We start from the raw sequence: 25,543 nt of genomic DNA, 5'->3' as shown, positions 1-25,543 counted from the left end.
CGCATGTCGAGTCGCCGGGTCGTGTTCGTGGTCGGATCGGGCCGCAGCGGCACCAGCACCATGAGCGGCACGCTCCAGACGCTGGGGCTGCACGTGCCGCAGCCCGAGGTCGCCGCGGACGCCACCAACCCCAAGGGCTTCGGCGAGCCGCAGTGGGTCGTCGACCTGCACACCGAGCTCCTCGCGCGCAGCAACGTCCAGGTCTCCGACGCCCGTCCGCGGGCCTGGCTCCAGGCCGGTCGGCTGAGCGGCGACCACGCCACCCGCGAGCGCGTCACCACCTGGCTGGAGTCCCAGCTCGCCGAGCACGACGAGCTGGTGGTCAAGGACCCGCGCGCCGCCTGGTTCCTCGGTCTGTGGCGGGCGTGCGCCGACCGCTGCGACGCGACGTCGTCGTACATCACGATGCTTCGGCCCGTCACCGAGGTCATCGGCAGCAAGAAGCAGTACTACGACCAGCGCCAGGGCGACGTCACCCGCACGGCCGCGTGGGTCAACATGATGCTGCACACCGAGCGCGCGACCCGCGGCGAGCAGCGCCGCTTCGTCCGGTACGCCGACCTGCTGGCCGACTGGACCCAGCCCGTCTTCGCGATCGGCGAGGCCTTCGACCTGACCGCGGTCAAGACGGCGATGGCCAACGACATCGCGCAGGTCCACAGGTTCATCGATCCCTCGCTGCGCCGGGTCACCCTCACCTGGGACGACGTCCAGGTGCCGGCCGCGCTGCGTGAGCTCGCGCAGGAGACGTGGGAGGTGCTCGACGGCCTGGCCGAGGAGGGCGGCGACACCCCGGCGGCGCACGAGGCCAGCGACCAGCTCCGGGTGGCCTACGGCGAGATGTACGCCGACGCCGAGGCGTTCGCGCACTCCACCACCCTCGCCCAGCGCCGGACCGCCGCCGCCGAGGCCCGCCGTGAGGTCGAGGCCGGTCACGCGGACGGTGGGTCCCGCAGCGTGGCCGACCGGGTGCCGCACTCGGTCCGCGCGATCGTCCCGGAGGGCGCCCGCCGCGGCCTCCGCAAGGCCCTGCGCCGGGAGCGCTGAGGAACACCCGTGCCGCCCACCACGCCGGACATCCCCTCCCTCGAGGGGCTCGCCGACTACGACGTCACGTGGCCCTGGTCGCGCGGCGAGCGCCCGGCGCCCGGGCTCACCTGCGTCTTCCGGGTGCGCAACGAGGCCCGCAACCTGCCGTGGGTCCTGCCGCCGATCCTCGCCGCGGTCCAGCACGTGCTGCTGGTCGACAACGGCTCGACCGACGGGACGCTCGAGGTCGCGGAGTCGATCGCCGCCGAGCTGGGCGCGAGCGACCGCTTCACCGGGCTCATCTATCCGCACGCCGTGGCCCGCGCGGGCGGCGAGCACCTGGCCACGCCCGCCACGTCGGTGCACTCGCTCACGCACTTCTACAACTGGTGCTTCAGCCACGTGGGGACGTCGTACTCCATGAAGTGGGACGGCGACATGGTGCTCACGCCCGAGGGCGCGGGCATCCTGCGCGACCTGGCCTGGCAGCTGGAGACCACGCAGACCATCGTGTCCATGCCGCGGCACCCGCTCACCGTGGTCGACGAGCGCACCGGCTGGCTGGACCTTTCGCTGCGCTTCCTCGAGCCGTGGGTCTATCCCATGGGTCCGGACTTCACCTTCGTGAAGGCCTTCGACTGGGAGCTGCGCGAGTACCCCGCAGGAGTCGAGCGCCTCGTCCTCCAGCAGGGCCTGTGCGTGGAGGTGAAGTGGCTCGACGCCGACGAGTACGCCCACTGGCGCACCGAGGGTGTCGACTTCACCCACACCCGGCTCTACCGCAAGCTGCGCGAGTTCGAGGTGGACGAGGCGATCCGCTCGGGCCGCGCCGAGGAGCTGGGTGGCCTCGTGCGCGTGGAGGCACCCGAGGGCGTGCACATCATCGACCACGTCACCCGGACCTGGCTGCGCCAGCAGCCGCGTCCGCTGGTCACCCACAGCCTCCCCGCCTCGCTGCGTGAGCGCACCGCGCGCGCCCCCTCGACACCCGTACGACCTACGCACGAGCAGGAGGCCCGGCGATGAGCGTGTCCTTCTCCGGCCATCCCCTCGACGGCTTCACCTCCCCCGAGCCCCTCCTGGTCATCGGTGACGACGCGTCCGCCGCCGACCTGGCACCGGCCGGTGCCACGTTCACGACCATGGCAGGCACCACCGACATCGGCCGCGGCTGGAAGTCGGTCCTGTGGATGACCGCGGACCGCGCCTCCCTGCGGCGACTGGCCTCCACGATCAGCAGGGTCGGCCAGACCAAGGTCGTCGCGCTCTGGCTCACCGACGCGACCGAGCCGCTGGTCCTGGTCCCGCGTCCGGAGTGGCCGCCGCTCACCTCGCTGATGGCGCGGGAGGCCGGCCGCGGAGTGCTCACCGTGGTGCGCTTCGCGCAGCCGATCGGCGCGCACGTGGTGCTGACCGAGCTCGCTCGACAGGCCGTTCCGGGCGTCGACACCGCGCACGGGGGAGTTGTCGTCGCGTACGCCGGCCGCGAGCCCGCCGCGGGGCTCGACGTGCGGGCGCAGCGGTTCGAGACGGCGGAGGAGGCCGGGGACGACGAGATCGTGGTGCCGGCCGACGTGGTGGTGACGGGTTTCGAGGCTCGCTCCGCTCGCACCTCGACCACCGAAGTGCCCGTGCACCCCGTCATCGACCGCGCCCCGACCGTGGTGCGCGACCCCGGCCTCGAGCCCGTCGACGAGATGGTCGTCAACCCCCGCGGCTGGAGGAAGGAGTGGACCGAGCCGGTCCGCGACCTCGCCCCCGACCAGGCCGTCACCGAGGCCGCGATCTCGGCGCTGCGCGACGTGCAGGGCCTGCGCGTGGACCTCACCACGGCCGACCCGCAGACCGTGGCCAACCTCGCCGCCGCCGGCGTACCCCTCCTCGCCACCGGCGAGAGCCCGGCGCTCGGCGAGACGCTCAGCAAGGCACTCGCTCACACTCCCGACCTCGACGACGCGCTCGCCCGCGAGGAGCACAGCGTCACGACCCGACGCGCCGCCCTGCTCGAGCACTCCACCGTCGCCTGGCGCGGACGCCTCGCCCAGCGCGCCGGCATCAGGCACGTGGCACGACCCCAGGTCAGCGTCCTGCTGACCACCATGCGCCCCCACCAGCTCGACTTCGCCCTGCGCCAGCTGGCCCGCCAGCGCGACGCCGACTTCGAGCTCGTCCTGGCCACCCACGGGTGGGAGGCCGACGAGGCGCAGGTGCGCGCCGCCCTGCCCGGTCGCGACGTCGTCCTCGTCCCGCGCAGCCAGGACACGTTCTTCGGCGACGTGCTCAACGACGCCTTCACGGCCGCCTCCGGCGACGTGCTGCTCAAGGTCGACGACGACGACTGGTACGGCCCGCACGCGATCGTCGACCTGCTCCTCGCGCGCCGCTACAGCGGGGCCGACGTGGTCGGGATGCCCAGCGAGTTCGTCCACCTCGCCGAGCTCGGGATCACCACCCGCCGCAACCACCCGACCGAGATCTTCAACCGCTTCGTGGCCGGCGGGACGATCATGGCCGACCGCGAGGTGGTGCGCAGCGTGGGCGGCTTCCGGCCCGTACGCCGCTTCGTCGACGCCCAGCTCCTCAGCGGGATCGAGGCGGCGGGCGGCCGGATCTACCGCACCCACGGCCTCGGCTACGTCCTGCGCCGGCTCGCCGCCGGCCAGCACACGTGGCAGGTCGAGGCCGACTCCTTCCGCAAGGACGGCATCGTGGACCGCGAGTGGACCGGCTTCCACGCCAGCCGCGAGCTCGAGGCCGACGAACGGGACCTGCCGTGAGGCAGCCCGTGTCCCGCCGCGCCGACCAGCCCGTCGTACGCCGCAACGAGTGGGGCGTCCTGGCGCCTCCCGCCGTCGGGGCGTGGAGGCCGACCCGCACCGTGACGGTCGTCGTCCCGGCGTACAACTCGCACCGCACCCTCCCGCACGTGCTCGCCGGCCTGGCCGCGCAGACCTATCCCGCGCACCTCATGGAGGTGGTGGTCTCCGACGACGGCAGCACGCCCCCGGTCGAGCTGCCCGAGGTGGTCCCGGACAACACGCGCGTGGTGCGGGTCGCGGAGGGCTGGGGCTGCGCCGGCGCGTGCGAGGTCGCGGGCCGGGCGAGCGAGGGCGAGCTCCTCTACTTCGTCGACGCCGACATGCTGCTGTGGCCCGACCACCTCGAGACCCAGCTGCGCTGGCTGCACGAGGTCGACTACGCCGTGGTGGCCGGCACCAAGGCCTTCGTCGACCCCGAGCGGCTGCTCGCGCAGGACCCGGCGACGACCCGCGACCAGGTCGCCTCCGGGGAGGTCGCCACCCTCTGGGACTGGGACACCGCCGAGCCGCACAAGTGGGTCGACGGCATGTGGCGTCGTACCGACGACCTCACCCAGGCCGGCCCGCGCGCCTTCCGCTCCTTCGTCGGCGCGACCTTCGCGCTCTCCCGCGACCTGCTGGACGCGGCCGGCGGTTGGGACACCACCCTGCGCCTCGGGGAGGACATGGAGCTCGGCCACCGCCTCGGCGAGGCCGGCGGGATCCTGGTCCCCGAGCACGCCGCGAGGTCGTGGCACCTCGGCCGCTCGCACGTGATGGAGCGCCGCGACCAGGTCAACCGCTACAACGACGCCTACCTCGCCAACCTGGTGCCCGGGATGCGGCCCAAGCGCAACGCGCGCGGCCGCCGCTACGAGACGCCGTACCTCGAGGTCGTCCTGGCGATGAGCGGCGACGCCGACGAGGTGATGGGCTGCGTCGACGCCGTCCTCGACTCCAGCCTCGACGACCTGCGCGTGCTGGTCACCGGCGACTGGGCGGCCCTGCACGAGGAGCGCATCCACCCGCTCGCCGACCCGCTCCTCGAGACCCGCGTCGTGCACCGCTCCTACCGCGACGACCAGCGCGTCGCCCTGGTCGGTGACGTGCCCGAGGGCCGCACCCGGTCCAGCCTGCGGCTGAACCTCGACTCGCCCGCCCTCGCCCCCGCCCCGGGTGCCCTGCTCGCCCTGGTCGAGGACCTCGAGCGCACCCACGACGGCGCCCTGGTCATCGAGGGCGTGGGCCGTCTCGAGCGGGTCGCCGCGGTGAGCCGCGCCACCTGGCTGGGCCTCGGCACCTCGGACGAGGCCCTGGACCGGGTCTACGGCGTACGCCGCCTCTCGGCCGCCGACGCCGGCTTCGTCGCAACCTCCGAGCGCGAGGTGCCGCGCTACGACGGCAAGCTCAAGAAACCGGTCCCCTCCGAGCTGGGCGCCGACTCGGCTCCCGCGGCGCAGGCCGAGCAGGAGGCGGACGAGCCGCACCACGAGAAGCGCGGGCTCTGGAGCCGGCTGCGCTGACCGCGCCTGACCGCGCCTGTCCGCGCCCGACCGTGCCCGCACCGGGCTCCCGACGTCAGTACCGCCCGGCGCGCCGCAGCCCCGGCGGCCTGCCGTCCGGATCGTGCACCAGGTCCAGCGGCAGCCAGGCCCACGACCGCGCGGCCCGGGACAGCGCAGTCACGGGCAGGGGGCGCAGCCRCCCCGGCGGGCGTCTCCCCGACCTGCCGCCGTCGTGCCAGGCCTGGAGCCGGGCCGCAGACGCGGCGTACTCCTCGAACATGCCGGCGGGGTCGAGGCAGTCGGCCATGGTCTCGTGCAGGCCGGCGTCTGCGACCGCCGCGAGTCGGTCGAGGTGCTCGGCGGCCAGGGTGAGGCGAAGGTCCCGGGCGTAGGACTCGTCGAGGACGACCGCGGTGAGCTCCGAGTCGTGGGTCCAGGACCGGCGGCTGAAGTTGTCGGAGCCGGTGCTGGCCCAGGTGTCGTCGACGAGACACACCTTGGCGTGGACGTAGACCGGCGTGCCCGCACGGTTCTCGAGCCCGTACGCCGCCACGCGGTCCGGCGCCATGTCCAGCAGACGGTCGAGGCCGCGCGCGCGACCGAGCATCTGCGGCACCCGGTTGGCCCCGGCGAGGTCGGGGAGGAGCGGGATCACCACGATCAGGTGGAGCCCGGGCTCGGTGCGCAGGCGGTCCTCGAAGACCCGCGCCACGTCGTGTCCCCAGAAGTACTGGTCCTCGACGTAGACGATCCGCTGGGCCTGCCCGATCGCCTTGGCATAGCCCCGGGCGACACTCCGCTCACCGTCGCGGGCGAACGGATAGTGGCCACGGAGGCGCAGGTCCGGGTAGGTCCGCAACAGCTGCACCACGTGATCGCCGGCCGGCGGCGGGGGCGGTCGCTGCTCCGGCAGTCGATCCGGCCTCAGGGCCAGCCGACGCAGCCTGTCCGCGACCCGCCGCCACGGCGCCCGTGACAGCGGCGCCGGGTCCTCCCAGCGCTCGCGGAACACCGTCTCGACGTCGTGCACGGCCGGCCCCCGGATGGCGACCTGGACGTCGTGCCACGGCGGGTGCGAGCCGTACTCCTGCGTCAGCGCCTGCGGCTGCGCATCACCGTCGTGGTCGGCGTCGTCACGCCGACCATGGGCGAGGTCGATCCCGCCCACGAACGCCACGTCCCTCACGGGGTCGTCCCGGTGCCGGATGACGACGAACTTCTGGTGGTGGGACCCGCCCGCGCGCACCCGCATGTCCAGCAGCGCCTCCACGCCGCGCCGGCTCAGCTGCTCCCCGAGGTGGCGGTTCTCGGTGGCGAAGAACCCGGTCTGGTCGAGGTGCGAGCGCCACACCAGGCCCTTCACGTCGACGCCCCGGGCGTGGGCCCGGCCGAGGACCTCGACGACCTCGCTGCCGGCGTCACCCGTGAGTCGCTCGTCGCCGTCACCCTGCCAGTCGGTGAACAGCACCAGGTCGCCCTCCCGGGCCGCCTCGACGGCGAGGTACAGCGCCCGGAAGTAGACCGCTCCGTGGACCAACGGCGTCACCAGGTTGCCCTCCGACCAGGCGTGGTCCCCGGCGTGGCGGGCGTCGAGCCGGGTCTGCGGGTGCCGCGCTCCCGTTGGGAGAGCAACCACTGCCCGGCCTCCACCATGCAGTCAGTATGCACTCGGCACGGTGTCTGCTCAGTCCGCCCAGAATTCTCGCAGGACCCCGGTCGTGAGGGGATGGTCCTGCACGCGGTGCCCGGCCCCGTCCACGATCCGGTGGGTGGCGCCCAGGACGCCGAGCGACTGCGCCGTGTCCTCGTACAGCGCCCTCGACCCCCCGGTGAGGACGAGGGTCCGCACCGGGAGCCCCGCCTCCGGCCGGAGGCCGACACCCCACGGAGGCTGGAGGTCGCGGAGCCGGCCGACCCGGACCTCGTCCTCTGCGCTCCACGAGGGGTCGGGCTCGAAGCCCATGGCGGCCGCGAAGCGCAGCGAGAACTCGCGCATCGAGACCGAGGGATCGTGCGCCACGTCGAACACGGGTGTCATGTCGCAGACGTGTGCCTCCACCGCCGGTCGGCCGCGAGCGAGGTCGAAGGACGCCGGCTCGAGCAGGGCCAGGGACAGAACCAGGCCGGGCTCTCGCTGCGACGCGAGGATCGCCGCGTTGGCGCCGTACGAGTGGGCCACGAGGTGCCCGCCGCCGGTCGAGGACAGCATGTCGAGGATGCGACGAGCGTCGCGCGCGGCCGAGTCACCCCCGGGCCCTCGGTCCAGGAAGTGCCAGCCGACCTCTGCATCCTCGGCCTGGAGCGGCCAGGCAGACGTGCCGGACTTCCCGGCACCGTGGACGAAGACAGCGGCGACCACGGCCGTCAGTCCGAGCCGAAGAGGTCCCGCGTGTAGACCCGGTCGGCGACGTCGGCGAGCTCGGGCACCATCCGGTTGGCCACGATCACGTCGGCGTCCCGCTTGAAGGCGTCGAGGTCGCTGACGACCTCCGAACCGAAGAACCGGCCGTCGGCGTCGAGGTGCGCACCGCCGATCTCGGGCTCGTAGACGATGACCGGGATCCCCTTGGCCTTGATCCGCTTCATGATCCCCTGCACCGAGGACTCGCGGAAGTTGTCCGACCCGGCCTTCATCAGCAGCCGGTGCACGCCCACGACGCGCGGCTTGCGGTCGAGGATGTCGAAGGCGATGAAGTCCTTGCGGGTCGTGTTGGCGTCCACGATCGCGGTGATGAGCGTCTGCGGGACCTCGGAGTAGTTGGCCAGCAGCTGCCGGGTGTCCTTGGGCAGGCAGTAGCCGCCGTACCCGAAGGACGGGTTGTTGTAGTGCGTGCCGATGCGCGGGTCGAGCCCGACGCCGTCGATGATCTGCCGCGTCGCGAGCCCGTGCGACAGCGCGAACGAGTCGAGCTCGTTGAAGAACGCCACCCGCATCGCGAGGTAGGTGTTGGCGAAGAGCTTGATCGCCTCGGCCTCCGTGGGTGCGGTGAACAGCGTCGGTACGTCGTCCTCGTCTGAGCCCTCGACGAGCAGGGCGGCGAAGCGGCGGGCCCGGTCGCTGTCCTCGCCGACCACGATGCGCGCGGGGTGCAGGTTGTCGTGCAGGGCCCGGCCCTCGCGCAGGAACTCCGGGCTGAAGACCACGTTGTCGGTGCCGAGCCGCGCGCGCACGTCCTCGACGAAGCCGACCGGGACCGTGGACTTCACGACCATCGTCGCGTCGGGCGCGTGCCGCACGACGTCGGCGATGACCGCCTCGACCGAGGCCGTGTTGAAGTAGTTGGTGACCTCGTCGTAGTTCGTCGGGGTCGAGATGATGACGTACTCCGCGCCGGCGTAGGCCTCGGCGGGATCGGTGGTGAACGTGACCGCCAGGTCCTCCTCGGCGAGGAAGCGCTCGATGTCCTCGTCGTGGATGGGGCTCTTGCCCGCACGCAGCGTGTCGATGCGCGACTCGTCGAGGTCGAGGCCGACGACCTGGTGGTGGCGGGAGAGGAGCACGGCCATGGACAGGCCGACGTACCCGAGTCCGGCGACGGCGATCCTGGTGGGTTGCGTGGTCACGCGGCGCATTCTGCCCGAGTCACGCGCCCAGCGCGGTGGCGGTGCGGCGAACGATCTCGGTCAGCCGCTCCGGCGAGGTGGCGATGTTGAGGCGCACGTGCCCGCCGGTGCCGGGGTGGTAGTCGTGGCCGGGGGAGACCTTGATCCGGCCCTTCTCGAGGATCACGGCCGCGGGGTCCCAGTCGTCGCGGCCCTCGGGCGCGTAGGCGCGCAGGTCGAGCCAGGCGAGGTACGTCGCCTCCAGCGGCCGCATCCGGGCCAGCGGCAGGTGCTCGGCCAGGAGCTCCGCCAGCAGGGTGCGCTGCCGGCCGAGCCGCGCGCGCAGCGCCGCCAGCCACGGGTCGCCGTGGGTGTAGGCCGCCACCGCGGCCACCACGCCGAGCGTCGACCAGGAGTCGTTGCGGGCCATCGGCACCGAGAACAGCCGGTCGCGGGTCGCGTCGTCGCCGGTGACCAGCTGGGCGCACTTGAGCCCGGCGGTGTTGAACGCCTTGGACGCGGCGACGACGGCCACCGCGTGGTCGGCGGTGCCGGGCAGGGAGAGGTAGGGGACGTGCTCGGCCCCGGGCAGGACGAGCGGAGCGTGGATCTCGTCGCTGATGACCCGCGCCCCGTGCGCGGCGACGACGTCGCGGATCCCCTCGAGCTCGGCGCGGCCGAAGACCCGTCCCCACGGGTTGTGCGGCTGCGTCAGCAGCAGGGTGCGGGCCCCCTCGGTGAAGAGCCGGTCGAGCCGGTCGAGGTCGATCCCGGCGCGGTCGTCGTCCGGGTCGACGACGAGGTCGCGCCGCTCCCGCCCGGTGATCGCCGCGACGTCGAGCTGCGGGCTGTACGCCGGGACCGGCATCACCATCGGGCCGGGGTCGGACAGCACGTCGAGGGCGAGACGCACCCCGGCGGTGACGTCGACGACCGGGATGACGTGGTCGGGCTCGACCCGGTGGCCGAACTGCCTCCCGGCCCACGCGGCGTACGCCCGGCCGAGCTCGCCACCCGTCTCGAACGGGGGGTATCCGGTCTGTCCGGCGGTGATCGCAGCGTGCAGGGCGTCGGTGACGACGTCCGCCAGTGCGTAGTCCATCTCGGCCACCCAGGCCGGGATCACGTCGGGCTCGACGGTGCCCCACTTGAGGACGAGGGCGCGGCGCGCTTCGGCGTCGGTGAGGTCGCGGATCACTCTCACGACCCTAGGCGGGCCGGTCGCGTCGGCGCTCCTCCTCCGGCTCGGAGCGTGTCTCGTGGCCGGGCCCGAGGCCGTGGGTCAGTGCCCACAGGACCGCCTGGGAGCGGCTGTCGGCGTCGATCTTGCGGTAGCAGGACCGCACGTAGGACTTGACCGAGTTGATCGACAGTCCCATCCGCGTGGCCACGTCCGTGTTGGACAGGCCGCCGGCGATGAGCGACAGCACCTCCGCCTCGCGCGCCGTCAGGCCCTGGTCCTGACCCACCCAGGCGGTGCCGTCCTGCGTGCCCCGGCGATCCGGCGCCACCACCACGCGGCCGGTCTGCACGGCGTGCAGGGCGGTGACCAGCTCGGAGGCGGTCAGCGCCTTCGACAGGTAGCCGGACGCGCCCTGACGGATGAGGTCCCCGGCCAACCAGGGCTGGAAGTTCCAGGTGTGCACGACCACCTTGCCGATCCTCCGATCGGCCAGGAGCTGCGCCACCCGACGCTGGCCCTGGATCGTCGCGACGGTGTCGCACAGGACGATGTCGGCGGACGAGGACGACAGGTCGACGAGCTGGCAGCTGTCACCGTGGGCCTGCAGCATGGCGGCCACGCCGCGTACGACGAGCTCGTCGGCATCGACGAGCGCAACCTTCAGCACCATCGAACCAGAAGTCCTCTCCTCCACGAATATCGCTTTACATCGTAAACCGATTGGGCCGTACGCGGAAGACTCGGGCTGGGAGCCACGCCGGTGGGGCGACATGCGGCTGTCGCGCCACCGGCGTGGCGAGGTGTCGCACGCTTCCAGCCGGGGTGCGGGTCGGGCCGGAGCCACCCACACTCGCCAGTCGCAAACCCGTCGCGCAGGGCGGCGGGTCCCTCGAGAGGTGGCACGAGGTTAGACGATCCGGACGGATCCGCGCCAGCAGATCTCACAGATCGGAGGACCTTCGGGTCTGGTCGCGCCGCGACGCCCCGCCGTACGTTGCGGACAGGGCAGCGGCGATCCGGTGCACCAGCGATGCGAGGGAGTGGTGGGCATGGACGAGGACGTGGTGACCGAGCTGTCGGCGGCCGAGTGCTGGGAGATGCTGCGCGAGCAGGAGTTCGGGCGCCTTGCCTTCCGGCTGGTCGACGAGGTCCACATCACCCCGATCAACTACGCCGTCGACGGCGAGACCCTCCTCTTCCGCACCGCCGAGGGCAACAAGCTGCTGTCGGTCGCGATGGGGTCCGAGGTGGCCTTCGAGATCGACCGGTACGACGAGGAGTCCGCGCGCAGCGTCGTCGTACGCGGGTCGGCGCGTCTGCTTCCCGAGGACGAGGCACACCGCTCGGAGAACGTGCCGCTGCGGCCGTGGGTGCCGACGCTGAAGTACAACGTCGTCGAGATCGCCCCCCGGGTCGTGTCCGGACGGGCGTTCTCGCTGGCCCGTCCGTGGCTGCACCTGCGCCCGCACGACTGACGTCTCGGCGCGACGGGCGAGGTGGTCGTCTCGCCACCGAGGGGTCGTGCGCGCCTCGACCTGCTCCAATCCGTGGGCCGGTGTGTCTCCGAACACATCGCACCCTGACCCGCCCAAGGGTCTCGGGCTGCCCGAATCGGCCGCATGCCCCACCGCGGTCCGGGCCAACACAAGGAGTAGTTGCTGATGAACCGCTCACGACCCACCAAGCGGCAAGGGGCAGTCGCCCTGGCCTGCACCGGAGGAATGCTGGCAGCAGTCGGCTTCGCCGGTCTCGGGCCGCTCGCCGCCACCGCGTCAAGCCACCGAGAGGCGCCGCTCATCTCGGGGACGCCGCAGTACGACACGACCGACCTCTACGCGTTCCGCAGCCCGGAGAAGCAGGGAACGGTCACGCTGGTCGCCAACTGGCTGCCCTTCGAGGAGCCGGCCGGTGGCCCGAACTTCTACAGCTTCGCCACGGACGCGCAGTACGACATCCACGTCGACAACAACGCGGACGCCAAGCCCGACCTGACGTTCCGGTGGACCTTCAAGGACCACTACGTCACCAAGGACACGTTCCTGGCGGCCACGGGTCCGGTGACCTCGCTCAAGGACAAGAACCTGAACTTCTACCAGACCTACAAGCTGGTCAGGATCTCCAAGAGCGGCAAGGTCAAGACGATCGTCAACAACAAGCGGGTGGCGCCGTCCAACATCGGCAAGGCGTCCATGCCCGACTACGCCGCGCTGCGTGCTCAGGCGACCACGATGCCGGAGAAGAACGTCAAGTCCTTCGTCGGTCAGGCCGAGGACCCGTTCTTCCTCGACCTGCGGGTCTTCGACCTGCTCTACGGCGGCGACCTCTCCGAGGCCGGGGACGACACCCTGGCCGGCTTCAACGTCCAGTCGGTCGCCCTCCAGGTGCCGAAGCGCTGGGTGGCCAAGAAGGGCAACGCCAAGAAGAACCCGGTCATCGGCACGTGGTCGACGACCCAGAAGAAGTCGACCAACGGGAAGTACGTCCAGGTCTCGCGCCTCGGCAACCCGCTGGTCAACGAGGTCGTCATCCCGTTGAAGCTCAAGGACGGGTTCAACGCCTCCCAGCCGACGCAGGACGTCGGGGCGCTCAAGTACGTCACCAACCCCGAGCTGCCCAAGCTCGTCGAGTCCGTCTACGGCATCGACGCGCCGAAGACCCCGCGCAACGACCTCGTGTCGGTGTTCCTCACGGGCGTCAAGGGACTCAACAAGGCCAAGGGCAAGGTGACGCCCAGCGAGCAGCTGCGCCTCAACATGTCGACCCCCGTCACCGCGGAGCCCAACCGGCTCGGCGTCATCGGTGGCGACACGCAGGGCTTCCCCAACGGCCGACGCCTCGGTGACGACGTGATCGACATCGCGCTGCAGGTCGTCGAGGGCGAGCTCGTGGGTTCCGCCAACGACCTCGGTGACGGCGTCGACGCCAACGACGCCGCGTTCAGCGGCACGTTCCCGTACCTGGCGCTCCCGGCCAGCGGCAGCAACGCCGACCCGCACCCGTCCACGGGTGGCTCGGCGAAGCAGTCCGCCGACACGGGTGGTCTCGTGCAGGGCATCCTGCCCACCCGTCAGAACTCCTTCGCGTTCGTCGGTGTGGGGCTCCTGGCCATGCTCGGCGGCATCGGCGGCGCTGCCCGCCAGAAGCGCAAGGACTGACCCTCCCCACCAGCCCGACCGCGCGGCGTGTGTGTCGCGCGGTCGGGCTGCACCACCGCTCCACGTCGAAAGGACGCCCCATGCGCAAGAGTCTCACCGTGATCGGCATCGGCCTCGTGCTCAGTGTCTCCGGCGGCATCGGCGTCGCGACCACGTCCGGTCCTGAGGCCGTCTCGCCGGCCGCCTCCGTGACCCGAGTCGTGCCCGACTCGGGGCAGGACCTCACGGCCAGCATCGTCGCGTTGCAGGACACCCTGCGGCGCGTGCCCGGCGACCACGCGTCCTGGGCCAACCTCGCGGTGGCCTACGTCGAGCAGGCCCGCGTCACCGGCAACGCCACCTACTACACCAAGGCCGACGAGGCCGCCGCCCGGTCCTTCGAGGTCGAGCCGGACGAGAACTTCGCCGCCCTGGCGGCCCGGGCCGCGATCTCCTCGGCCCGCCACGACTTCTCGGACGCGTTGGCGAGCGCCGACGAGGCGCTGGCGATCAACCCGCGCGACCTCGGTGCGCTCGCGATCCGGGTCGACGCCCTCAACGAGCTCGGCCGGTACGACGAGCAGCTGAAGGCCCTGCGCACCGCCGACCGGCTCCAGCCGAGCACGGCGGTCGCGGCCCGCTACTCCTACGCCTACGAGCTCCGGGGGGACCTCGACCGTGCCCTCGGCATCCTGCGCCGCGCGGCCGCCGCCGGCTCGCGCGCCGACAAGGCGTACACCCTGACCCTCGCCGCGGACATCCTGCGCAAGCAGGACCGGCTGGCCGCGGCCGGACGCCAGCTCGACATCGTGCAGGAGGCCGTGCCGGGCTACCTGCCGGGGCTCGTGTCCTCCGCCCGTCTGCAGGTCGCGCGCGGTGATCTCGAACGCGCGGTGGAGACCTGGCAGGACGTCGTCGCCCGCCAGCCCCTGCCGGAGTACCTCACCGAGCTCGGTGAGCTGCTCGAGCACCTCGGTCGGTCCGACGAGGCCGACGCCCAGTTCGCCGTCGTGCGCACCACGATCGAGCTGCTCGACGCCAGCGGCGTCCGCACCGACCTGGAGACCGCGCTCTTCGAGGCCGACCACGGATCGGCCGACCGGGCCCTGACGCAGGCGCGCGCCGAGTGGCGGCAACGCAAGAGCGTCCACGTGGCCGACGCCCTCGCCTGGGCACTGCACCGCAACGGTCGCGACCGCGAGGCGCTCGAGGCGACCCGGGCGGCMACCCGGCTCGGCTCGCCGGAGGCGAAGTTCTGGATCCACCGCGGCACCATCGAGTCGACGTTGGGGATGACGGGCGCAGCCCGGACCCACCTGCAGCGCGGGCTCGACACCGACCCCGGCCTGTCCCCGTGGCAGCGCAACCGCGCCCGCACGGCCCTCTCCCGGATCGAGGGAAGCCGATGAGAGCCCTCGCGCGTCTCCTGCTCGCCCTCGGCGCCATCGCCGTGAGCCTCTTCGTCACGGCCGCCCCCGCATCCGCGCACCCCCTCGGCAACTTCACGGTCAACCGCTACACCGGGATCCTCGTCTCACCCACCGGCGTGCAGGTCGACCACGTGGTCGACCTCGCCGAGATCCCCACGGCCCAGCTCGGCCGGGCGATCGACGACCTGCCCGCCCTGGCGCAGCGCGAGTGCTCCACCACTGCCCGTGGGCTGGAGCTGCAGGCGGGCGGCACCGCCGTGCGCCTGACCCTCGAGGACGCGTCCGCCTCGCTCGGTGACGGCGAGGGCGGTCTGCCGATCACCCGGATCTCCTGCGCGTACTCCGGAGCCGCGGACGTCGGCGCCGGCCAGATCACCTTCCAGGACACGACCGCACCAGGATCGGTGGGGTGGCGCGAGGTCACCGCCGTCGGCGACGAGATGACCCTGACCAGCTCCGACGTCCCGAGCGAGAGCACGAGCGACCGTCTCACGACCTACCCCCAGGACCTGTTGCAGTCCCCGCTCGACGTCACCTCCGCCACGCTCGTCGTGTCCCCGGGCGGACCCTCCGGCGTGCTCCCCGGCACGCAGGACGACGGCCCCACCGCCACCAGCGGCAGCTGGCTCTCGGCCCGCGCCACCTCGCTCCTCGGCGAGAGCGGTTGGATCGCCGCCTTCCTCGCCGTCCTGGTGGCCCTCACCCTCGGCGCCACGCACGCCCTCTCGCCCGGTCACGGCAAGACGGTGATGGCGTTCTACCTCTCCCAGCGCGGCGACAACTCCGTGCGCTCGGCCTTCGCAGTGGGCAGTGCCGTCACCGCGGCGCACACCGGCTCGGTGCTCGTGCTGGGCGTGCTCGTCTCGCTCAGCAGTGCCTTCGTGCCCGCCCGCATCTATCCGTGGCTCACCCTCGCCACCGGCCTGCTCATCGTGGGCCTCGGGCTCTACCTGCTGGCCCGACTCCGCACGGACGGCGGCCACGGCCACGGCCACGGCCACGGCCACGGTCACGGGCACGGCCACGGCCACGGCCACGGTCACGGTCACGATGACGCCCCCGCCGCTCCGGCGCACGACCACGAGGACGACCAGGACGACCACTCGCACGACCACTCGCACGACCACGACCATGCGCCGGCCGGATCGGTGTCGGTCGCGACCACGCCCGCCGTCGTACACGCCCCTGCGGAGGCCGTGACCGCGCCCGGCCGCTGGAGTGTCGCGGTGATGGGCCTGGTCGGAGGCCTGGTGCCCAGCCCGTCGGCGCTGCTGCTGCTCCTCGCCGCGGTGGCCGTGGGGCGAGCATGGTTCGGTTTCGTGCTGGTCCTCGCCTTCGGCATCGGGATGGCCGCCTCCCTGGCCGCGGTGGGCCTGCTGGCCCGCGACGTGGTGACCAGGCTCGAGCGGTTGGCGCTCCAGCGCGGCTTCCTGGCCGGCAAGCTGCGGACCTTCCTGAGGTACGGCGCCGCGCTGGGCATCTGCGCGGTCGGTGCCGGGGTCGTCATCCGCACGCTCATCGGGTTCTGACGAGAGCCGGGTCACAGATTCTTCGTCGATCTCCCATCCGGAACGCGGCGTCGCGCCGAACGACTGTTGTTGCACATCGAGTGCAACAAGGACCGGGAGGTCACTCATGCACGTTCCCGACGGATTCCTCGACGCACCGACCTCGCTGGTCACCGCGGGCGTGGCGGCCACCRCTGTCGCCATCGCCCTGCGCGGCGCGCGGCGCGAGCTCGACGACCGGGTCGCACCCCTCGCCGGGATCATCGCGACCTTCGTCTTCGCCGGCCAGATGATCAACTTCCCGGTGGCGGGGGGGACCAGCGGGCACCTCATGGGGGGTGCCCTCACGGCCGTCCTCGTCGGCCCCTACACCGGTCTGCTGTGCATGACGGTCGTCCTCGTGGTCCAGGCGTTGCTCTTCGCCGACGGCGGCATCACCGCCCTCGGCACCAACGTCGTGCTGATGGGGGTCGTCGCCGTGGTCGTCGGCTACGTCGTCTTCCGCGGTGCACTTCTGGTGCTGCCCAGGCGGATGTCGATGGTGGCACCGGCCGCCGCGCTCGGTGCCATCGCCTCCGTGGTGGCGAGCGCCGCGACGTTCGTGCTGCTCTACTCCGTCGGCGGTGTCGTCCCGATCCCGTTCGACACGCTGCTGTCGGCGATGCTCGGCGTGCACGTCCTGATCGGGATCGGGGAGGCCGTGATCACGTTCATGGTCGTCGCGGGGATCGTGTCGGTGCGCCCGGACCTCGCGCACGGTGCGCAGGGGTTGCTGGCCGCCCGCGAGCTGGAGACCCGGACGGTGTCGGCATGAGGAGCGTCTCCACGCGCACCGTGCTGCTGACGGGCCTGGTCATCGCGCTGTTCGTCGCCGGCGCGGTCAGCCACTACGCCTCGGTCAGCCCCGACGGGCTCACCAGGGTCGCAGGGGACCTGGGCTTCACGTCGGCGGAGAAGGTCTCCGACGGCAGCCCGCTCGCGGGCTACGAGGTCGCCGGCGTCGACCACTCCCGTCTGTCGGGTGGTCTGGCCGGAGTGCTCGGCTGCCTGGTGGTCCTCGGGCTCTCGTCCCTGCTCCTCCGCCTCCGACGCTCGACCGGGCCGGCCCCGGTCCGTCCGCGCCACCGGAGCGAGTGATGGGCGCCCCCCACGGACACCGGCTGCACTTCCACGGCCACTCCCCGCTCCACCGTGCCCCCGCCCACCTGAAGGTCGCCGGCCTGGTCTGCTTCATGCTCGTCGTCGTGGCGACCCCGCTCGTGTGGTTCCCCGCCTTCGCGGCGTACGCCGTCGTGCTCGGTGTCCTGGTCGCCGTGTCCGGCGTGCCCGTGCCCTACCTGGCGCGACGCATGGTCGTCGAGACCCCGGTGCTCGTCTTCGCCGCGGTGCTGCCGTTCGTCGCCTCCGGCACCGTCGTCCAGGTCGCCGGGCTGTCGCTGAGCGTGCCGGGCCTGGTCGCCGCCGCCGGCCTCGTCACCAAGGCCACCCTCGGCGTCCTCGCCAGCCTCCTGCTCGCCGCCACGACCGATCCGCGAGACCTCCTCGCCGGGCTCGAGCGGCTCCGAGTGCCCTCGCAGCTGGTGCAGATCATGGGGTTCATGGTCCGTTACCTCGACGTCGTCACCGACGAGCTGCGCCGGATGAAGACCGCCCGCGAGTCCCGCGGGTTCACGGCCCGCAACCCGCGGCACTGGCCGGTTCTCGGGCGTTCGGTCGGAGCCCTGTTCATCCGCTCCTTCGAGCGCGGCGAGCGGGTGCACCTGGCCATGATCGCCCGCGGCTACGACGGCAGTGCCCGTCAATGACCGCCCCCGTCCTCGACCTCGAGTCCGTGGCCTTCGCCTATCCCGACGGCCACCAGGCGCTGTTCGGCGTCGACCTGCACGTGCACCGTGGCGAGCGGGTGGCCGTCCTGGGGCCGAACGGTGCCGGCAAGACCACCCTCGTGCTGCACCTCAACGGCATCCTCATGCCCGGCCGGGGCACGGTGAGCGTCTCGGGACTCCCGGTCGTCCGGGAGAACCTCTCCGAGATCCGCCGTCGTGTCGGCATCGTCTTCCAGGACCCCGACGACCAGCTCTTCATGGGGAGCGTCCGCGACGACGTCGCGTTCGGCCCGCGCAACCTCGGGATCCGTGGCCCAGAGCTGGACCGGCGCGTGATGGCAGCGCTCGACATGGTGGGCATGGCCGACTTCGTCGACCGCCCGCCGCACCACCTGTCGTTCGGCCAGCGACGCCGCGTGGCCGTGGCCACCGTGCTCGTGATGGAGCCGGAGGTCATCGTGCTCGACGAGCCGAGCTCGAACCTCGACCCCGCGTCCCGCCGCGAGCTCGCCGACATCCTCACCGGCCTCGACGTCACCTTGATGATGGTCACGCACGACCTTCCCTACGCCCTGCAGCTGTGCCCCCGGGCGGTCGTTCTCTCCGACGGCGTCATCGCTGCGCAGGGTCGGACCCTCGACATCCTCACCGACGAAGCACTGATGGGGTCGCACCGTCTCGAGCTGCCCTACGGTTTCGACCCCCGCAGGTGCTGACTCCTCAGGTGGTGCTCCCGCGCCGGTGCCGACCCGCACTGTTGGCCGGCCCCGTTAGGTTGCGGGCATGGGATTCATGAAGAAGGCCGGCGCCCTCGGGGTCGCCAAGATGGTGTTCGACGAGGCACGCAAGCCCCAGAACCAGGCGAAGATCAAGCAGGCGCTGCAGCAGATCAAGGACCGCCGCAACCAGGGCCCCACGCGCTGAGCGTGTAGGCGCACGGACGTCCGGCTCGTGCTGCTAGCGCGTCCGGGGCAGGGCCTCGAGCACGACGTCGGCAGCGTGCAGTGAGGCGACCATCGCGGCCGCGCACCCTGCAGCGAACGCCGCGCCGCAGAAGGCCAGGATCTGGCCCTCGGTCCAGCCGGTGAGGTCGGCCACGGAGCCGATCGTCGGACGGGTGTGGGGCATGACGGGCTCCGTTCCCGGCGCGGATGCGCCGCTGGCTGCTGGGAGAGCCTCCTCGCCGAGATCGCGAGCCCTCGAGACTCCAGCGTGCGCCGGCCCGGCGTCCCGCGCCTCCCCCTCTGTGGGTGAGTCGCGGTCCAGCGGTGACGCCGCGTCACCCGTTCACGGGAAAACCGCGCAGGGGTCACCCGGGTCCGGCGGCGGTGCCCGAGGCTGTCGGCCGGAGGCCCCCATGACCGTCACCATCACCCACCCCGGAGCGGGACTGCTCGCGCCCGCCCTGGACACACTGTCCGACGTGGTCGCCGGGGACTGGGCGGCCGCCGCGCGCCTGTGCGCCGTCCGGCTCGACGACCTGACGGCCTGCGAGCTCGACCTCACCGTGGTGGCCGAGCGCGCCGGTGTCGTCCGGACCCCCCGGCACCCGTACGGCTACCGCGTGCACCACCGGTTCGTGGTCGTGGACGAGCACCCTGCCATCCTGGCCGCGGCCCTCGACCTCTACGTGAAGCTGTGGGCGGGGCAGTGGGACACGATCGAGCAGGTCGCCCCGATGCGCTCGCGCCCGGTCCCCGGGTGGCGTCCGCTCGAGCTGCTCGACGCCCGGATACGCCACCAGCTCCCCGACACCTGGTCGGGCCGGCCGTACGCCGCGCAGTCCCTGTTCCTCGCGCCTCCCACGGCCCGCCTCGCGCACCACGTCCTCACCGAGCTCGAGGGCGGAACCGCCCGGAACCACCAGTACGAGGTGCCCGCCGGGCCGGCCGCCGTGCACGTCACCTGACCCGGCTCCCTAGGTGCCGAGCTAGGTGCCGAGCCGCTCGTCGACGAGCGTGACGATCGGCCAGGCGCCGCGCGAGGTGTTCGAGACCACCGTCCAGGTGGTCGCGGTCGAGGGCTGGTGCAGGCTGGTGAACGAGACACCCGCGTCGGACCCCTCGAGCCAGGCGGTGTCGCCGGTCGCGCCGAGGTGGAAGCCGAGGCCGTAGCGCCGGGACTCCTCGGGCCAGTCGCTGTGCGGTCGCAGCATCTCCGCGACCGTCGACGGCGAGACGATGCGGCCCGCGAGCAGCGAGGCCCAGAAGGTGTGCAGGTCGGCGACGGTGGTGAACGCGCCGCCGTCCCCGCTGCCGAGGACCGGCAGGTGCAGGACGTTGCTCCGCAGTCCGTCCACGGTGAGGTAGCCCCGCGCCGCGTCGCCGGGGAGCTCGTCCAGGCGCAGGAACGCGGTGTCCGTCATGCCGGCGGGCTCGCACACCAGCGCGCGGACCAGCTCGTGGAAGTCGGTGCCGGTCGCGCGCTCGGCCAGCAGGGCCAGCACCACGTAGCCGCCGCTGCAGTAGGCGAAGCGGTCGCCGGCGGGGGAGACGGTCGGGTGGTCGTCGAGCGCGGGCAGGAACTGCTCGGTCGTGGCCAGCGTGTGGACCGGCACGGTCATCACGTAGTCGGTGACGTCCGCACTCGACTCGTCGAAGTAGTCGCCGATCCCGGACCGGTGGGCGAGCAGGTGCTCCACGGTGACGTCGTCCGCGATGAGCGGCAGGTCGTCGCCGAGCAGCGACCGGGCCGTCGTACCCAGCGACAGCGTCCCGCGCTCGACCAGCGCCATGACCGCCAGTGCGGTGAACGTCTTGGACCCGCTGGCGATCGCGAACCGGGTGTCGACGGTGTTCGCGATCGCGTGGGCCCGATCGGCGTACCCGTGGGCCACACAGAGCTCGGTCTGGCCCGCACGGTCGACGCGCACGACGCCGGAGAACCCGGTGCGCTCGGCCGTCAGTCGAACCGCGTCGCGCAGGGCCTCGCTGTCGGGCATGCGTCCAGCGTAGGCCTCAGGCAGGTGGGAAGACGCAGAACTCGTTGCCCTCGGGGTCGGCCAGCACCGTCCAGCGCGGCTGGTCCCACAGGTGCGTCGCGCCGCGAGCGAGCAGGTCGTCCACGCGACCCACGACGTCCCAGTGCAGTCGGTTCGGCTCGGTGCGCGGCTCGGGGACGGGCGCGAAGTCGAGCGTCATCCGGTCGTCGACCGCGACGCCGGTGAGGGTCCAGACGTCGTGCTCGGCGTAGTACGTCGGCTCGGCGCCGAACAGGTCACCCCACCACCGGGCGAGCAGCTCGTGGTCGGCGCAGTCGACGCCGATCCCGTGGATGCGGTAGGCCGGCAGCCGGTCGGGGGTGCGCTCGAAGGCGCAGAACTCGTTGCCCTCCGGGTCGGCCATCACCGTCCACCCGAAGCCCGTCCCGGCGGCCGGTGCGAGCACCGTGGCGCCGAGGGCGACCAGGTCCTCGACCGACGCGCAGTCGACGTCGAGGTGGGTGCGGTTCTTCGTCCGGTGAGGGCGGTCGACGGGATTGACCCACAGCGTGTGCCGCGGGGTCGGTCCGTCGAGGCGGGCGGGAGCGCTGCCGTCCCCGACCGCCAGGCCGCTCACCGTGGCCCAGAATCGTGACTGGGTCTCGACGTCCATCGCATCGATGCACAGGTCCTGCCAGGTCACGAGGCTCATGGCTCCAGTAGATCAGGACGGCGGCGTCGGGTCAGCCCGGACGGGACGTGCCTATGCTCGCGACATGACGATCCAGCAGACCACCGAACTCACGAACGCCGCGATGCTGGGCCTGGGGGTCTACCGACCCGAGCGGGTCGTCACCAACGACGAGATCTGCGAGGTCCTCGACTCCGACGACGAGTGGATCCAGAGCCGGTCGGGCATCAGGACGCGGCGCTTCGCCGGCCCGGACGAGAGCCTCATCGACATGGCGACCACCGCTGCCGAGCGCGCGCTCGCCGTGTCCGGCGTGAGCGCCGACCAGCTCGGCTGTGTCATCGTCGCCACCTCGACCCACCCGGAGCACACGCCCGCCTCCGCCCCGCAGGTCGCGACCCGGCTCGGGTCGACGACGGCGGCCTTCGACGTCTCTGCTGGGTGCGCGGGCTTCTGCCACGCGCTCAACCTGGCGTCCTCGATGGTCCGCTCCGGCGCCGAGAAGTACGTGCTGGTCATCGGGGTCGAGCAGCTCAGCCGCTTCATGGACCCCACCGACCGCGGTACGGCGTTCATCTTCGCCGACGGAGCCGGCGCGGTCGTGGTGGGACCAGCGGACGCGACCGGCATCGGACCGACCGCCTGGGGCTCGGACGGCTCGCAGGCCCACGTCATCAACCAGACCCCGAGCTGCCTCGGCGGGCACGGTGACGCGAAGGCCGACCACCCGGTCGTGCAGATGGAAGGGACGGCGGTCTTCCGCTGGGCTCCCTTCGCGATGGCCGAGGTCGCCCACGAGGCACTCACCAGCGCCGGCGTCTCGGTGGACGACCTCGACGCCTTCATCCCGCACCAGGCCAACCTGCGCATCACCCAGACCCTGTCGCGCAACATCAAGCTCCCCGAGTCCGTGGCGGTCGCCACCGACATCGTGGACTCCGGCAACACCTCGGCGGCGTCCGTGCCGCTCGCGATGGAGGCCATGCTGCGCAAGGGCGAGGCCAGGGCCGGGGACATGGCGCTGCTGATCGCCTTCGGAGCGGGCCTCAGCTACGCCGGCCAGGTCGTGACGCTGCCTCCCCACGAGTAGGTCGCCACTCCCAGGCGAACGCGGCGAGCCCGAGCAGCACGGGCCACAGCGCCAGCCGCTCGAGGGCACCGGAGGCCGGACCGTCCCCGGACAGCACGAACGAGACCGCAGCGGCACCGGTCACCGCTCCCGTCGCCAGCAGCGCCCTGGCCAGTCGCGGTCGGTCGTCACGCAGCCGCAGGCCGAGCGCGACCAGCGCGACCGGCTGGGCGACGAACAACGGCGTGGCGGCAAGGGCATGGAGCGTGGCGTCCTGGTCGAGAGGTGCGAGGCCGGTGGCGACCGAGCTGAGCCCGGAGACCACGAGCAGACCCGTGACCCACGGTCCCGCGGGACGCGAGAGCAGCAGCGCGCCGCCGGCGAGCAGGACCCCGAAGCCGATGAACGAGCCGTTCATCAGCTCGTGGCGCGGTGAGCAGTACGCAGGCGCGCAACCCACCTCGCCGAGCTTGCTGACGGAGTCGGCGACGAAGCTGTAGCCGCCCGTGGTCGCGGCCGCCACGACGAGCTCGGTCGCGATGTACGCCGGCCGCGCGAGGAAGGCGACCGCTCCCCATCGCAGCGCCCGGGTACGGGTGGCCGGCTCGGCGAGCAGCGTGGTGGGAGGCACCGGGTCACCGTAGACGCGGTCGGGTCAGGTCCGTGCCATGACGCCGCGGGTCTCGCAGCGGCCTCGCCTAGCGGGGCGGGGTCTCACGGTGTACGTCCATGAACCCGCGATGGGCCACCTCGAACGAGGCGATCAGGTCGATGAGGAGGGTGGACGCGGTCGCAGTCAGGTCGGTGACCTCGTCGAGGTCGCGGACGGTGGTCAGGACCTCGAGGAACAGGTCGTTGTGCACCCGTACGACGTCGAGGAGGCCGACCGACTCCTGCATCGCCCGACGCCCGAGCTGGTACGCCGCCTGGAGCCCGGACTCGTCCCGCCGGGCGAGGTGGCGCAGGAGCAGGGGGGCGTAGTCGAGGCGGAAGCGCTCCAGCGGGTCCGTCACACCCCCAGCCACGCCAGGCCCTCCTCGAGGTCCAGCGCGGTCTGCGTCAGCGGGATCCGTACGCCGAGACGGACCAGTGTCATGGCGACCTCCGGGGCGATGCCGACGACGACGGTCCGGGCGCCGCGCAGCTGCGCCATGTAGGCGAGGTCGGCCAGCGTGCGCGCGGCGAAGGAGTCGAGGACGTCCAGCGCCGCCACGTCGATCAGGATCCCGCGTGACCGGTCCCGTCCCACCCGCTCGAGGAGGTCGCGTTGCAGTCGGACGAGCTGCTGGTCGTCGAGGGCGGCGTGGATCGAGACGATCAGGTTCGGCCCCTGGGACAGGATCGAGACAGGCAGGGGCGCACGGGGTGCTGCGGGCGCATCAGTCGGYATCGGCCACCTTCGAGACCCGGAACCCCAGCTGCCGCTCCGCTTCCTCGATGCCGCCCTGCAAGTCACCGACCGTGTGCATCTTGCTGAGGTCGACCCCGATGGTGACGAGGGTCTGGGCGATCTCCGAGGACAACCCGGTGATGATCACGTCGGCTCCCATGAGTCGGGAGGCCGTGACGGTGTCGACGAGCGAGTTGGCCACGGTCTCGTCCATGTCCGCGACCCCGGTGATGTCGATGACCACCAGCTTCGCCCGGTGCGCCCGGATCCCGTGCAGCAGCTGCTCGGTGAGCTGTTGGGCCCGGTCCTGGTCGAGCACGCCGATGATCGGCAGGATCAGGAGCCGCTCGCGCACCTGCAGCACGGGCGTCGACAGCTCCAGCAGCGCGTCCTGCTGGTCGCGGATGACCCGTTCCCGCTGCTCCACGAAGCTGACGGCCACCGTGTTGGCGATCCGGTTGGCGGCCGGCTCGTACGCGTCGAGCACCCGGTTGAGGAGCTCGAAGTCCTCGCGGTACTTCTCGAAGAGCGAGCGGGCCAGGACGTCGCGCAGCAGCAGGACGATCCCGATGACCTCGTGCGTCTCGACGCCGCGCGGGATGATCCGCTCGGAGAGGTCGCGCGCGTAGTGCTGGAGCGCCCGGACGCTGCCCGTCTCGAGCACCTCGACGTAGTTGTCGTACACCGAGGTCGCCTCGGAGAAGACCTCCTGGTTCGTCATGCCGGAGAGCAGGTGCGCCTCGGTGATCCGCTCGGCCCACTGCTGCCGCAGCTGGGTGCGGTTGTCGCGCAGGTGGGCGACCAGCTCGGGGAGCAGGGTGTCGTCGCTGTGTGCGGGTTCGGCACCGGCCGGGTTGCTGGAGTGATCGGTCATGACGTCCTCGCCTCTCGTGCGCTGCTCGTGGGTAGGTGCTGCTCGGTTCATCGCAACCACTTCTCCATCGTCACGGTGGTCCCGTCGCCGGGGATCGACGTCAGGTGGAACCGGTCCATCAGGCGCTTCGCGCCGGGGAGGCCGAGGCCCAGCCCGTGGTAGGTGCTGAAGCCGTCCCGCAACGCCTCCCCGGGGTCCGCGATCCCCGGTCCGACGTCGCGGGCCACCACGCTGATGCCTCGGCGCCCGTCCTCCGACAGCAGCGAGACCGTCACCACGCCCCGGTCGGCGAACTTGACGATGTTGCGGCTGATCTCGGAGATCGCGGTGGCGATCAGCGTCTGGTCGGACATCGAGAAGCCGGCGCTGGCCGCGACCTCGCGACCCTGCTGCCGGGCCGTGACGACGTCGGCGTCCCGGGACACCGCCACCCGTACGACGCCGTCATCGGCCGGCTGCCCGCGGCGTTCGAAGAGCCGATCGGCGAGCTGCGCGCATGTCGTGCACTCGAGCAGGTGGCCGTGGACGTCCAGCTCCCGCTGGCGCCGCCGGTCACCGCTGGACAGCGCCCGCAGCGTTGGCCGGCAGCGATCCGTCGGCGGCTCGATGCCCTCGGCGGCCAGGAGGTACTCCACCCGCAGGC

28 protein-coding genes are annotated in these 25,543 nt (G+C 72.2%); 15 read left to right on the top strand and 13 right to left on the bottom strand.

Annotated elements, in window-relative coordinates; all coding sequences use genetic code 11:
- Positions 1-3: 3 nt before the first annotated feature.
- From AC1DQF_RS13800 to AC1DQF_RS13785, 4 genes are read left to right on the top strand one after another with little or no spacing between them, the layout of a single operon-like run.
- A complete protein-coding gene (locus AC1DQF_RS13800) occupies positions 4-1,047 on the top strand; it encodes a sulfotransferase family protein (protein WP_477525791.1) in 1,044 nt (347 codons plus the stop codon).
- A 9-nt stretch (positions 1,048-1,056) separates the two neighbouring features.
- Positions 1,057-2,055 (top strand): hypothetical protein, encoded by a 999-nt coding sequence (locus AC1DQF_RS13795; protein WP_477525790.1) that lies wholly within the window; start codon positions 1,057-1,059, stop codon positions 2,053-2,055.
- The gene (locus AC1DQF_RS13790; protein ID WP_477525789.1) at positions 2,052-3,806 is read left to right on the top strand and encodes a glycosyltransferase; all 1,755 of its coding nucleotides are present in this window, start codon (positions 2,052-2,054) and stop codon (positions 3,804-3,806) included. Before AC1DQF_RS13795 ends, AC1DQF_RS13790 begins: the two co-directional genes overlap by 4 nt.
- Positions 3,803-5,350 (top strand): glycosyltransferase family 2 protein, encoded by a 1,548-nt coding sequence (locus AC1DQF_RS13785; RefSeq protein WP_477525788.1) that lies wholly within the window; start codon positions 3,803-3,805, stop codon positions 5,348-5,350. Before AC1DQF_RS13790 ends, AC1DQF_RS13785 begins: the two co-directional genes overlap by 4 nt.
- A gap of 55 nt (positions 5,351-5,405) precedes the next feature.
- Here AC1DQF_RS13785 and AC1DQF_RS13780 read toward each other — a convergent pair whose 3' ends face one another.
- From AC1DQF_RS13780 to AC1DQF_RS13760, 5 genes are read right to left on the bottom strand one after another with little or no spacing between them, the layout of a single operon-like run.
- Complete coding sequence (locus tag AC1DQF_RS13780; RefSeq protein ID WP_477525787.1) at positions 5,406-6,968, bottom strand: phospholipase D-like domain-containing protein; 1,563 nt, start codon at positions 6,966-6,968, stop codon at positions 5,406-5,408.
- A gap of 48 nt (positions 6,969-7,016) precedes the next feature.
- Positions 7,017-7,691 carry an alpha/beta hydrolase gene (locus AC1DQF_RS13775; protein ID WP_477525786.1) on the bottom strand — a complete coding sequence of 225 codons (675 nt, stop codon included), beginning with the start codon at positions 7,689-7,691 and terminating at the stop codon, positions 7,017-7,019.
- Between the two features lie 5 nt (positions 7,692-7,696).
- The gene (locus AC1DQF_RS13770; RefSeq protein ID WP_477525785.1) at positions 7,697-8,896 is read right to left on the bottom strand and encodes a nucleotide sugar dehydrogenase; all 1,200 of its coding nucleotides are present in this window, start codon (positions 8,894-8,896) and stop codon (positions 7,697-7,699) included.
- A 19-nt stretch (positions 8,897-8,915) separates the two neighbouring features.
- Positions 8,916-10,073, bottom strand: coding sequence for a MalY/PatB family protein (locus tag AC1DQF_RS13765; RefSeq protein WP_477525784.1), 1,158 nt, complete (start codon positions 10,071-10,073; stop codon positions 8,916-8,918).
- A gap of 10 nt (positions 10,074-10,083) precedes the next feature.
- Positions 10,084-10,728, bottom strand: a complete 645-nt coding sequence (locus AC1DQF_RS13760) for a response regulator transcription factor (RefSeq protein WP_477525783.1) — start codon at positions 10,726-10,728, stop codon at positions 10,084-10,086.
- A 379-nt stretch (positions 10,729-11,107) separates the two neighbouring features.
- Between AC1DQF_RS13760 and AC1DQF_RS13755 the strand changes: the two genes are divergently transcribed.
- The 9 genes from AC1DQF_RS13755 (at position 11,108) to AC1DQF_RS13715 (ending at position 18,880) form a co-directional block, all read left to right on the top strand.
- Entirely contained in the window at positions 11,108-11,533 is a 426-nt protein-coding gene (locus AC1DQF_RS13755) for a pyridoxamine 5'-phosphate oxidase family protein (protein WP_477525782.1), read from the top strand.
- A gap of 186 nt (positions 11,534-11,719) precedes the next feature.
- Positions 11,720-13,213: a DUF4331 domain-containing protein gene (locus AC1DQF_RS13750; RefSeq protein WP_477525781.1), complete on the top strand. Its 1,494-nt coding sequence runs from the start codon at positions 11,720-11,722 to the stop codon at positions 13,211-13,213.
- Positions 13,214-13,293: 80 nt separating this feature from the next.
- Positions 13,294-14,601, top strand: coding sequence for a tetratricopeptide repeat protein (locus AC1DQF_RS13745; protein ID WP_477525780.1), 1,308 nt, complete (start codon positions 13,294-13,296; stop codon positions 14,599-14,601).
- Positions 14,598-16,151, top strand: a complete 1,554-nt coding sequence (locus AC1DQF_RS13740) for a HoxN/HupN/NixA family nickel/cobalt transporter (RefSeq protein WP_477525779.1) — start codon at positions 14,598-14,600, stop codon at positions 16,149-16,151. The genes AC1DQF_RS13745 and AC1DQF_RS13740 overlap by 4 nt, the downstream gene beginning before the upstream one ends.
- 106 nt (positions 16,152-16,257) lie before the next feature.
- Complete coding sequence (locus AC1DQF_RS13735; RefSeq protein ID WP_477525778.1) at positions 16,258-16,944, top strand: energy-coupling factor ABC transporter permease; 687 nt, start codon at positions 16,258-16,260, stop codon at positions 16,942-16,944.
- Entirely contained in the window at positions 16,941-17,267 is a 327-nt protein-coding gene (locus tag AC1DQF_RS13730; RefSeq protein WP_477525777.1) for a PDGLE domain-containing protein, read from the top strand. The genes AC1DQF_RS13735 and AC1DQF_RS13730 overlap by 4 nt, the downstream gene beginning before the upstream one ends.
- On the top strand, positions 17,267-17,935 hold the full coding sequence (gene cbiQ, locus AC1DQF_RS13725) for a cobalt ECF transporter T component CbiQ (protein ID WP_477525776.1): 669 nt from the start codon (positions 17,267-17,269) through the stop codon (positions 17,933-17,935). Before AC1DQF_RS13730 ends, cbiQ begins: the two co-directional genes overlap by 1 nt.
- Positions 17,932-18,672, top strand: a complete 741-nt coding sequence (locus AC1DQF_RS13720; RefSeq protein WP_477525775.1) for an energy-coupling factor ABC transporter ATP-binding protein — start codon at positions 17,932-17,934, stop codon at positions 18,670-18,672. Before cbiQ ends, AC1DQF_RS13720 begins: the two co-directional genes overlap by 4 nt.
- A gap of 67 nt (positions 18,673-18,739) precedes the next feature.
- Complete coding sequence (locus tag AC1DQF_RS13715) at positions 18,740-18,880, top strand: hypothetical protein (protein ID WP_477525774.1); 141 nt, start codon at positions 18,740-18,742, stop codon at positions 18,878-18,880.
- A 33-nt stretch (positions 18,881-18,913) separates the two neighbouring features.
- On the opposite strand, the gene AC1DQF_RS13710 is transcribed toward AC1DQF_RS13715, so the two are convergent.
- Positions 18,914-19,084 (bottom strand): hypothetical protein, encoded by a 171-nt coding sequence (locus AC1DQF_RS13710; protein ID WP_477525773.1) that lies wholly within the window; start codon positions 19,082-19,084, stop codon positions 18,914-18,916.
- Positions 19,085-19,313: 229 nt separating this feature from the next.
- Between AC1DQF_RS13710 and AC1DQF_RS13705 the strand changes: the two genes are divergently transcribed.
- Entirely contained in the window at positions 19,314-19,865 is a 552-nt protein-coding gene (locus AC1DQF_RS13705) for a hypothetical protein (RefSeq protein ID WP_477525772.1), read from the top strand.
- A gap of 21 nt (positions 19,866-19,886) precedes the next feature.
- Here AC1DQF_RS13705 and AC1DQF_RS13700 read toward each other — a convergent pair whose 3' ends face one another.
- Together AC1DQF_RS13700 and AC1DQF_RS13695 are read right to left on the bottom strand one after the other, a co-directional pair.
- Positions 19,887-20,897 (bottom strand): serine hydrolase domain-containing protein, encoded by a 1,011-nt coding sequence (locus AC1DQF_RS13700; protein WP_477525771.1) that lies wholly within the window; start codon positions 20,895-20,897, stop codon positions 19,887-19,889.
- 16 nt (positions 20,898-20,913) lie between these two features.
- Positions 20,914-21,588 carry a VOC family protein gene (locus AC1DQF_RS13695; RefSeq protein ID WP_477525770.1) on the bottom strand — a complete coding sequence of 225 codons (675 nt, stop codon included), beginning with the start codon at positions 21,586-21,588 and terminating at the stop codon, positions 20,914-20,916.
- A gap of 64 nt (positions 21,589-21,652) precedes the next feature.
- Here AC1DQF_RS13695 and AC1DQF_RS13690 point away from each other — a divergent pair, with 64 nt between their 5' ends.
- Positions 21,653-22,657 (top strand): beta-ketoacyl-ACP synthase III, encoded by a 1,005-nt coding sequence (locus tag AC1DQF_RS13690; RefSeq protein ID WP_477525769.1) that lies wholly within the window; start codon positions 21,653-21,655, stop codon positions 22,655-22,657.
- On the opposite strand, the gene AC1DQF_RS13685 is transcribed toward AC1DQF_RS13690, so the two are convergent.
- From AC1DQF_RS13685 to AC1DQF_RS13665, 5 genes are all read right to left on the bottom strand, one after another.
- On the bottom strand, positions 22,614-23,267 hold the full coding sequence (locus AC1DQF_RS13685) for a DUF998 domain-containing protein (protein ID WP_477525768.1): 654 nt from the start codon (positions 23,265-23,267) through the stop codon (positions 22,614-22,616). The two genes, AC1DQF_RS13690 and AC1DQF_RS13685, sit on opposite strands and share 44 nt — an antisense overlap.
- 67 nt (positions 23,268-23,334) lie before the next feature.
- Positions 23,335-23,661, bottom strand: coding sequence for a phosphatase RsbU N-terminal domain-containing protein (locus AC1DQF_RS13680; protein ID WP_477525767.1), 327 nt, complete (start codon positions 23,659-23,661; stop codon positions 23,335-23,337).
- Complete coding sequence (locus AC1DQF_RS13675; protein WP_477525766.1) at positions 23,646-24,092, bottom strand: STAS domain-containing protein; 447 nt, start codon at positions 24,090-24,092, stop codon at positions 23,646-23,648. Before AC1DQF_RS13675 ends, AC1DQF_RS13680 begins: the two co-directional genes overlap by 16 nt.
- Positions 24,016-24,900, bottom strand: a complete 885-nt coding sequence (locus AC1DQF_RS13670) for an STAS domain-containing protein (RefSeq protein WP_477525765.1) — start codon at positions 24,898-24,900, stop codon at positions 24,016-24,018. The genes AC1DQF_RS13675 and AC1DQF_RS13670 overlap by 77 nt, the downstream gene beginning before the upstream one ends.
- 47 nt (positions 24,901-24,947) lie before the next feature.
- On the bottom strand, positions 24,948-25,543 hold a 596-nt coding region (locus AC1DQF_RS13665; protein WP_477525764.1), incomplete at its 5' end, for an anti-sigma regulatory factor.

The organism is Nocardioides sp. P4_G4 (assembly GCF_056401085.1).
This window is presented reverse-complemented; position numbering and strand designations above follow the sequence as displayed.

Coding starts and splice junctions, on each gene's coding strand:
- AC1DQF_RS13800 (WP_477525791.1), top strand. CDS start 4: ATGTCGAGTCGCCGGGTCGTGTTCGTGGTCGGATCGGGCCGCAGCGGC.
- AC1DQF_RS13790 (WP_477525789.1), top strand. CDS start 2,052: ATGAGCGTGTCCTTCTCCGGCCATCCCCTCGACGGCTTCACCTCCCCC.
- AC1DQF_RS13760 (WP_477525783.1), bottom strand. CDS start 10,728: ATGGTGCTGAAGGTTGCGCTCGTCGATGCCGACGAGCTCGTCGTACGC.
- AC1DQF_RS13755 (WP_477525782.1), top strand. CDS start 11,108: ATGGACGAGGACGTGGTGACCGAGCTGTCGGCGGCCGAGTGCTGGGAG.
- AC1DQF_RS13750 (WP_477525781.1), top strand. CDS start 11,720: ATGAACCGCTCACGACCCACCAAGCGGCAAGGGGCAGTCGCCCTGGCC.
- AC1DQF_RS13740 (WP_477525779.1), top strand. CDS start 14,598: ATGAGAGCCCTCGCGCGTCTCCTGCTCGCCCTCGGCGCCATCGCCGTG.
- AC1DQF_RS13730 (WP_477525777.1), top strand. CDS start 16,941: ATGAGGAGCGTCTCCACGCGCACCGTGCTGCTGACGGGCCTGGTCATC.
- cbiQ (WP_477525776.1), top strand. CDS start 17,267: ATGGGCGCCCCCCACGGACACCGGCTGCACTTCCACGGCCACTCCCCG.
- AC1DQF_RS13720 (WP_477525775.1), top strand. CDS start 17,932: ATGACCGCCCCCGTCCTCGACCTCGAGTCCGTGGCCTTCGCCTATCCC.
- AC1DQF_RS13715 (WP_477525774.1), top strand. CDS start 18,740: ATGGGATTCATGAAGAAGGCCGGCGCCCTCGGGGTCGCCAAGATGGTG.
- AC1DQF_RS13710 (WP_477525773.1), bottom strand. CDS start 19,084: ATGCCCCACACCCGTCCGACGATCGGCTCCGTGGCCGACCTCACCGGC.
- AC1DQF_RS13705 (WP_477525772.1), top strand. CDS start 19,314: ATGACCGTCACCATCACCCACCCCGGAGCGGGACTGCTCGCGCCCGCC.
- AC1DQF_RS13700 (WP_477525771.1), bottom strand. CDS start 20,897: ATGCCCGACAGCGAGGCCCTGCGCGACGCGGTTCGACTGACGGCCGAG.
- AC1DQF_RS13695 (WP_477525770.1), bottom strand. CDS start 21,588: ATGAGCCTCGTGACCTGGCAGGACCTGTGCATCGATGCGATGGACGTC.
- AC1DQF_RS13690 (WP_477525769.1), top strand. CDS start 21,653: ATGACGATCCAGCAGACCACCGAACTCACGAACGCCGCGATGCTGGGC.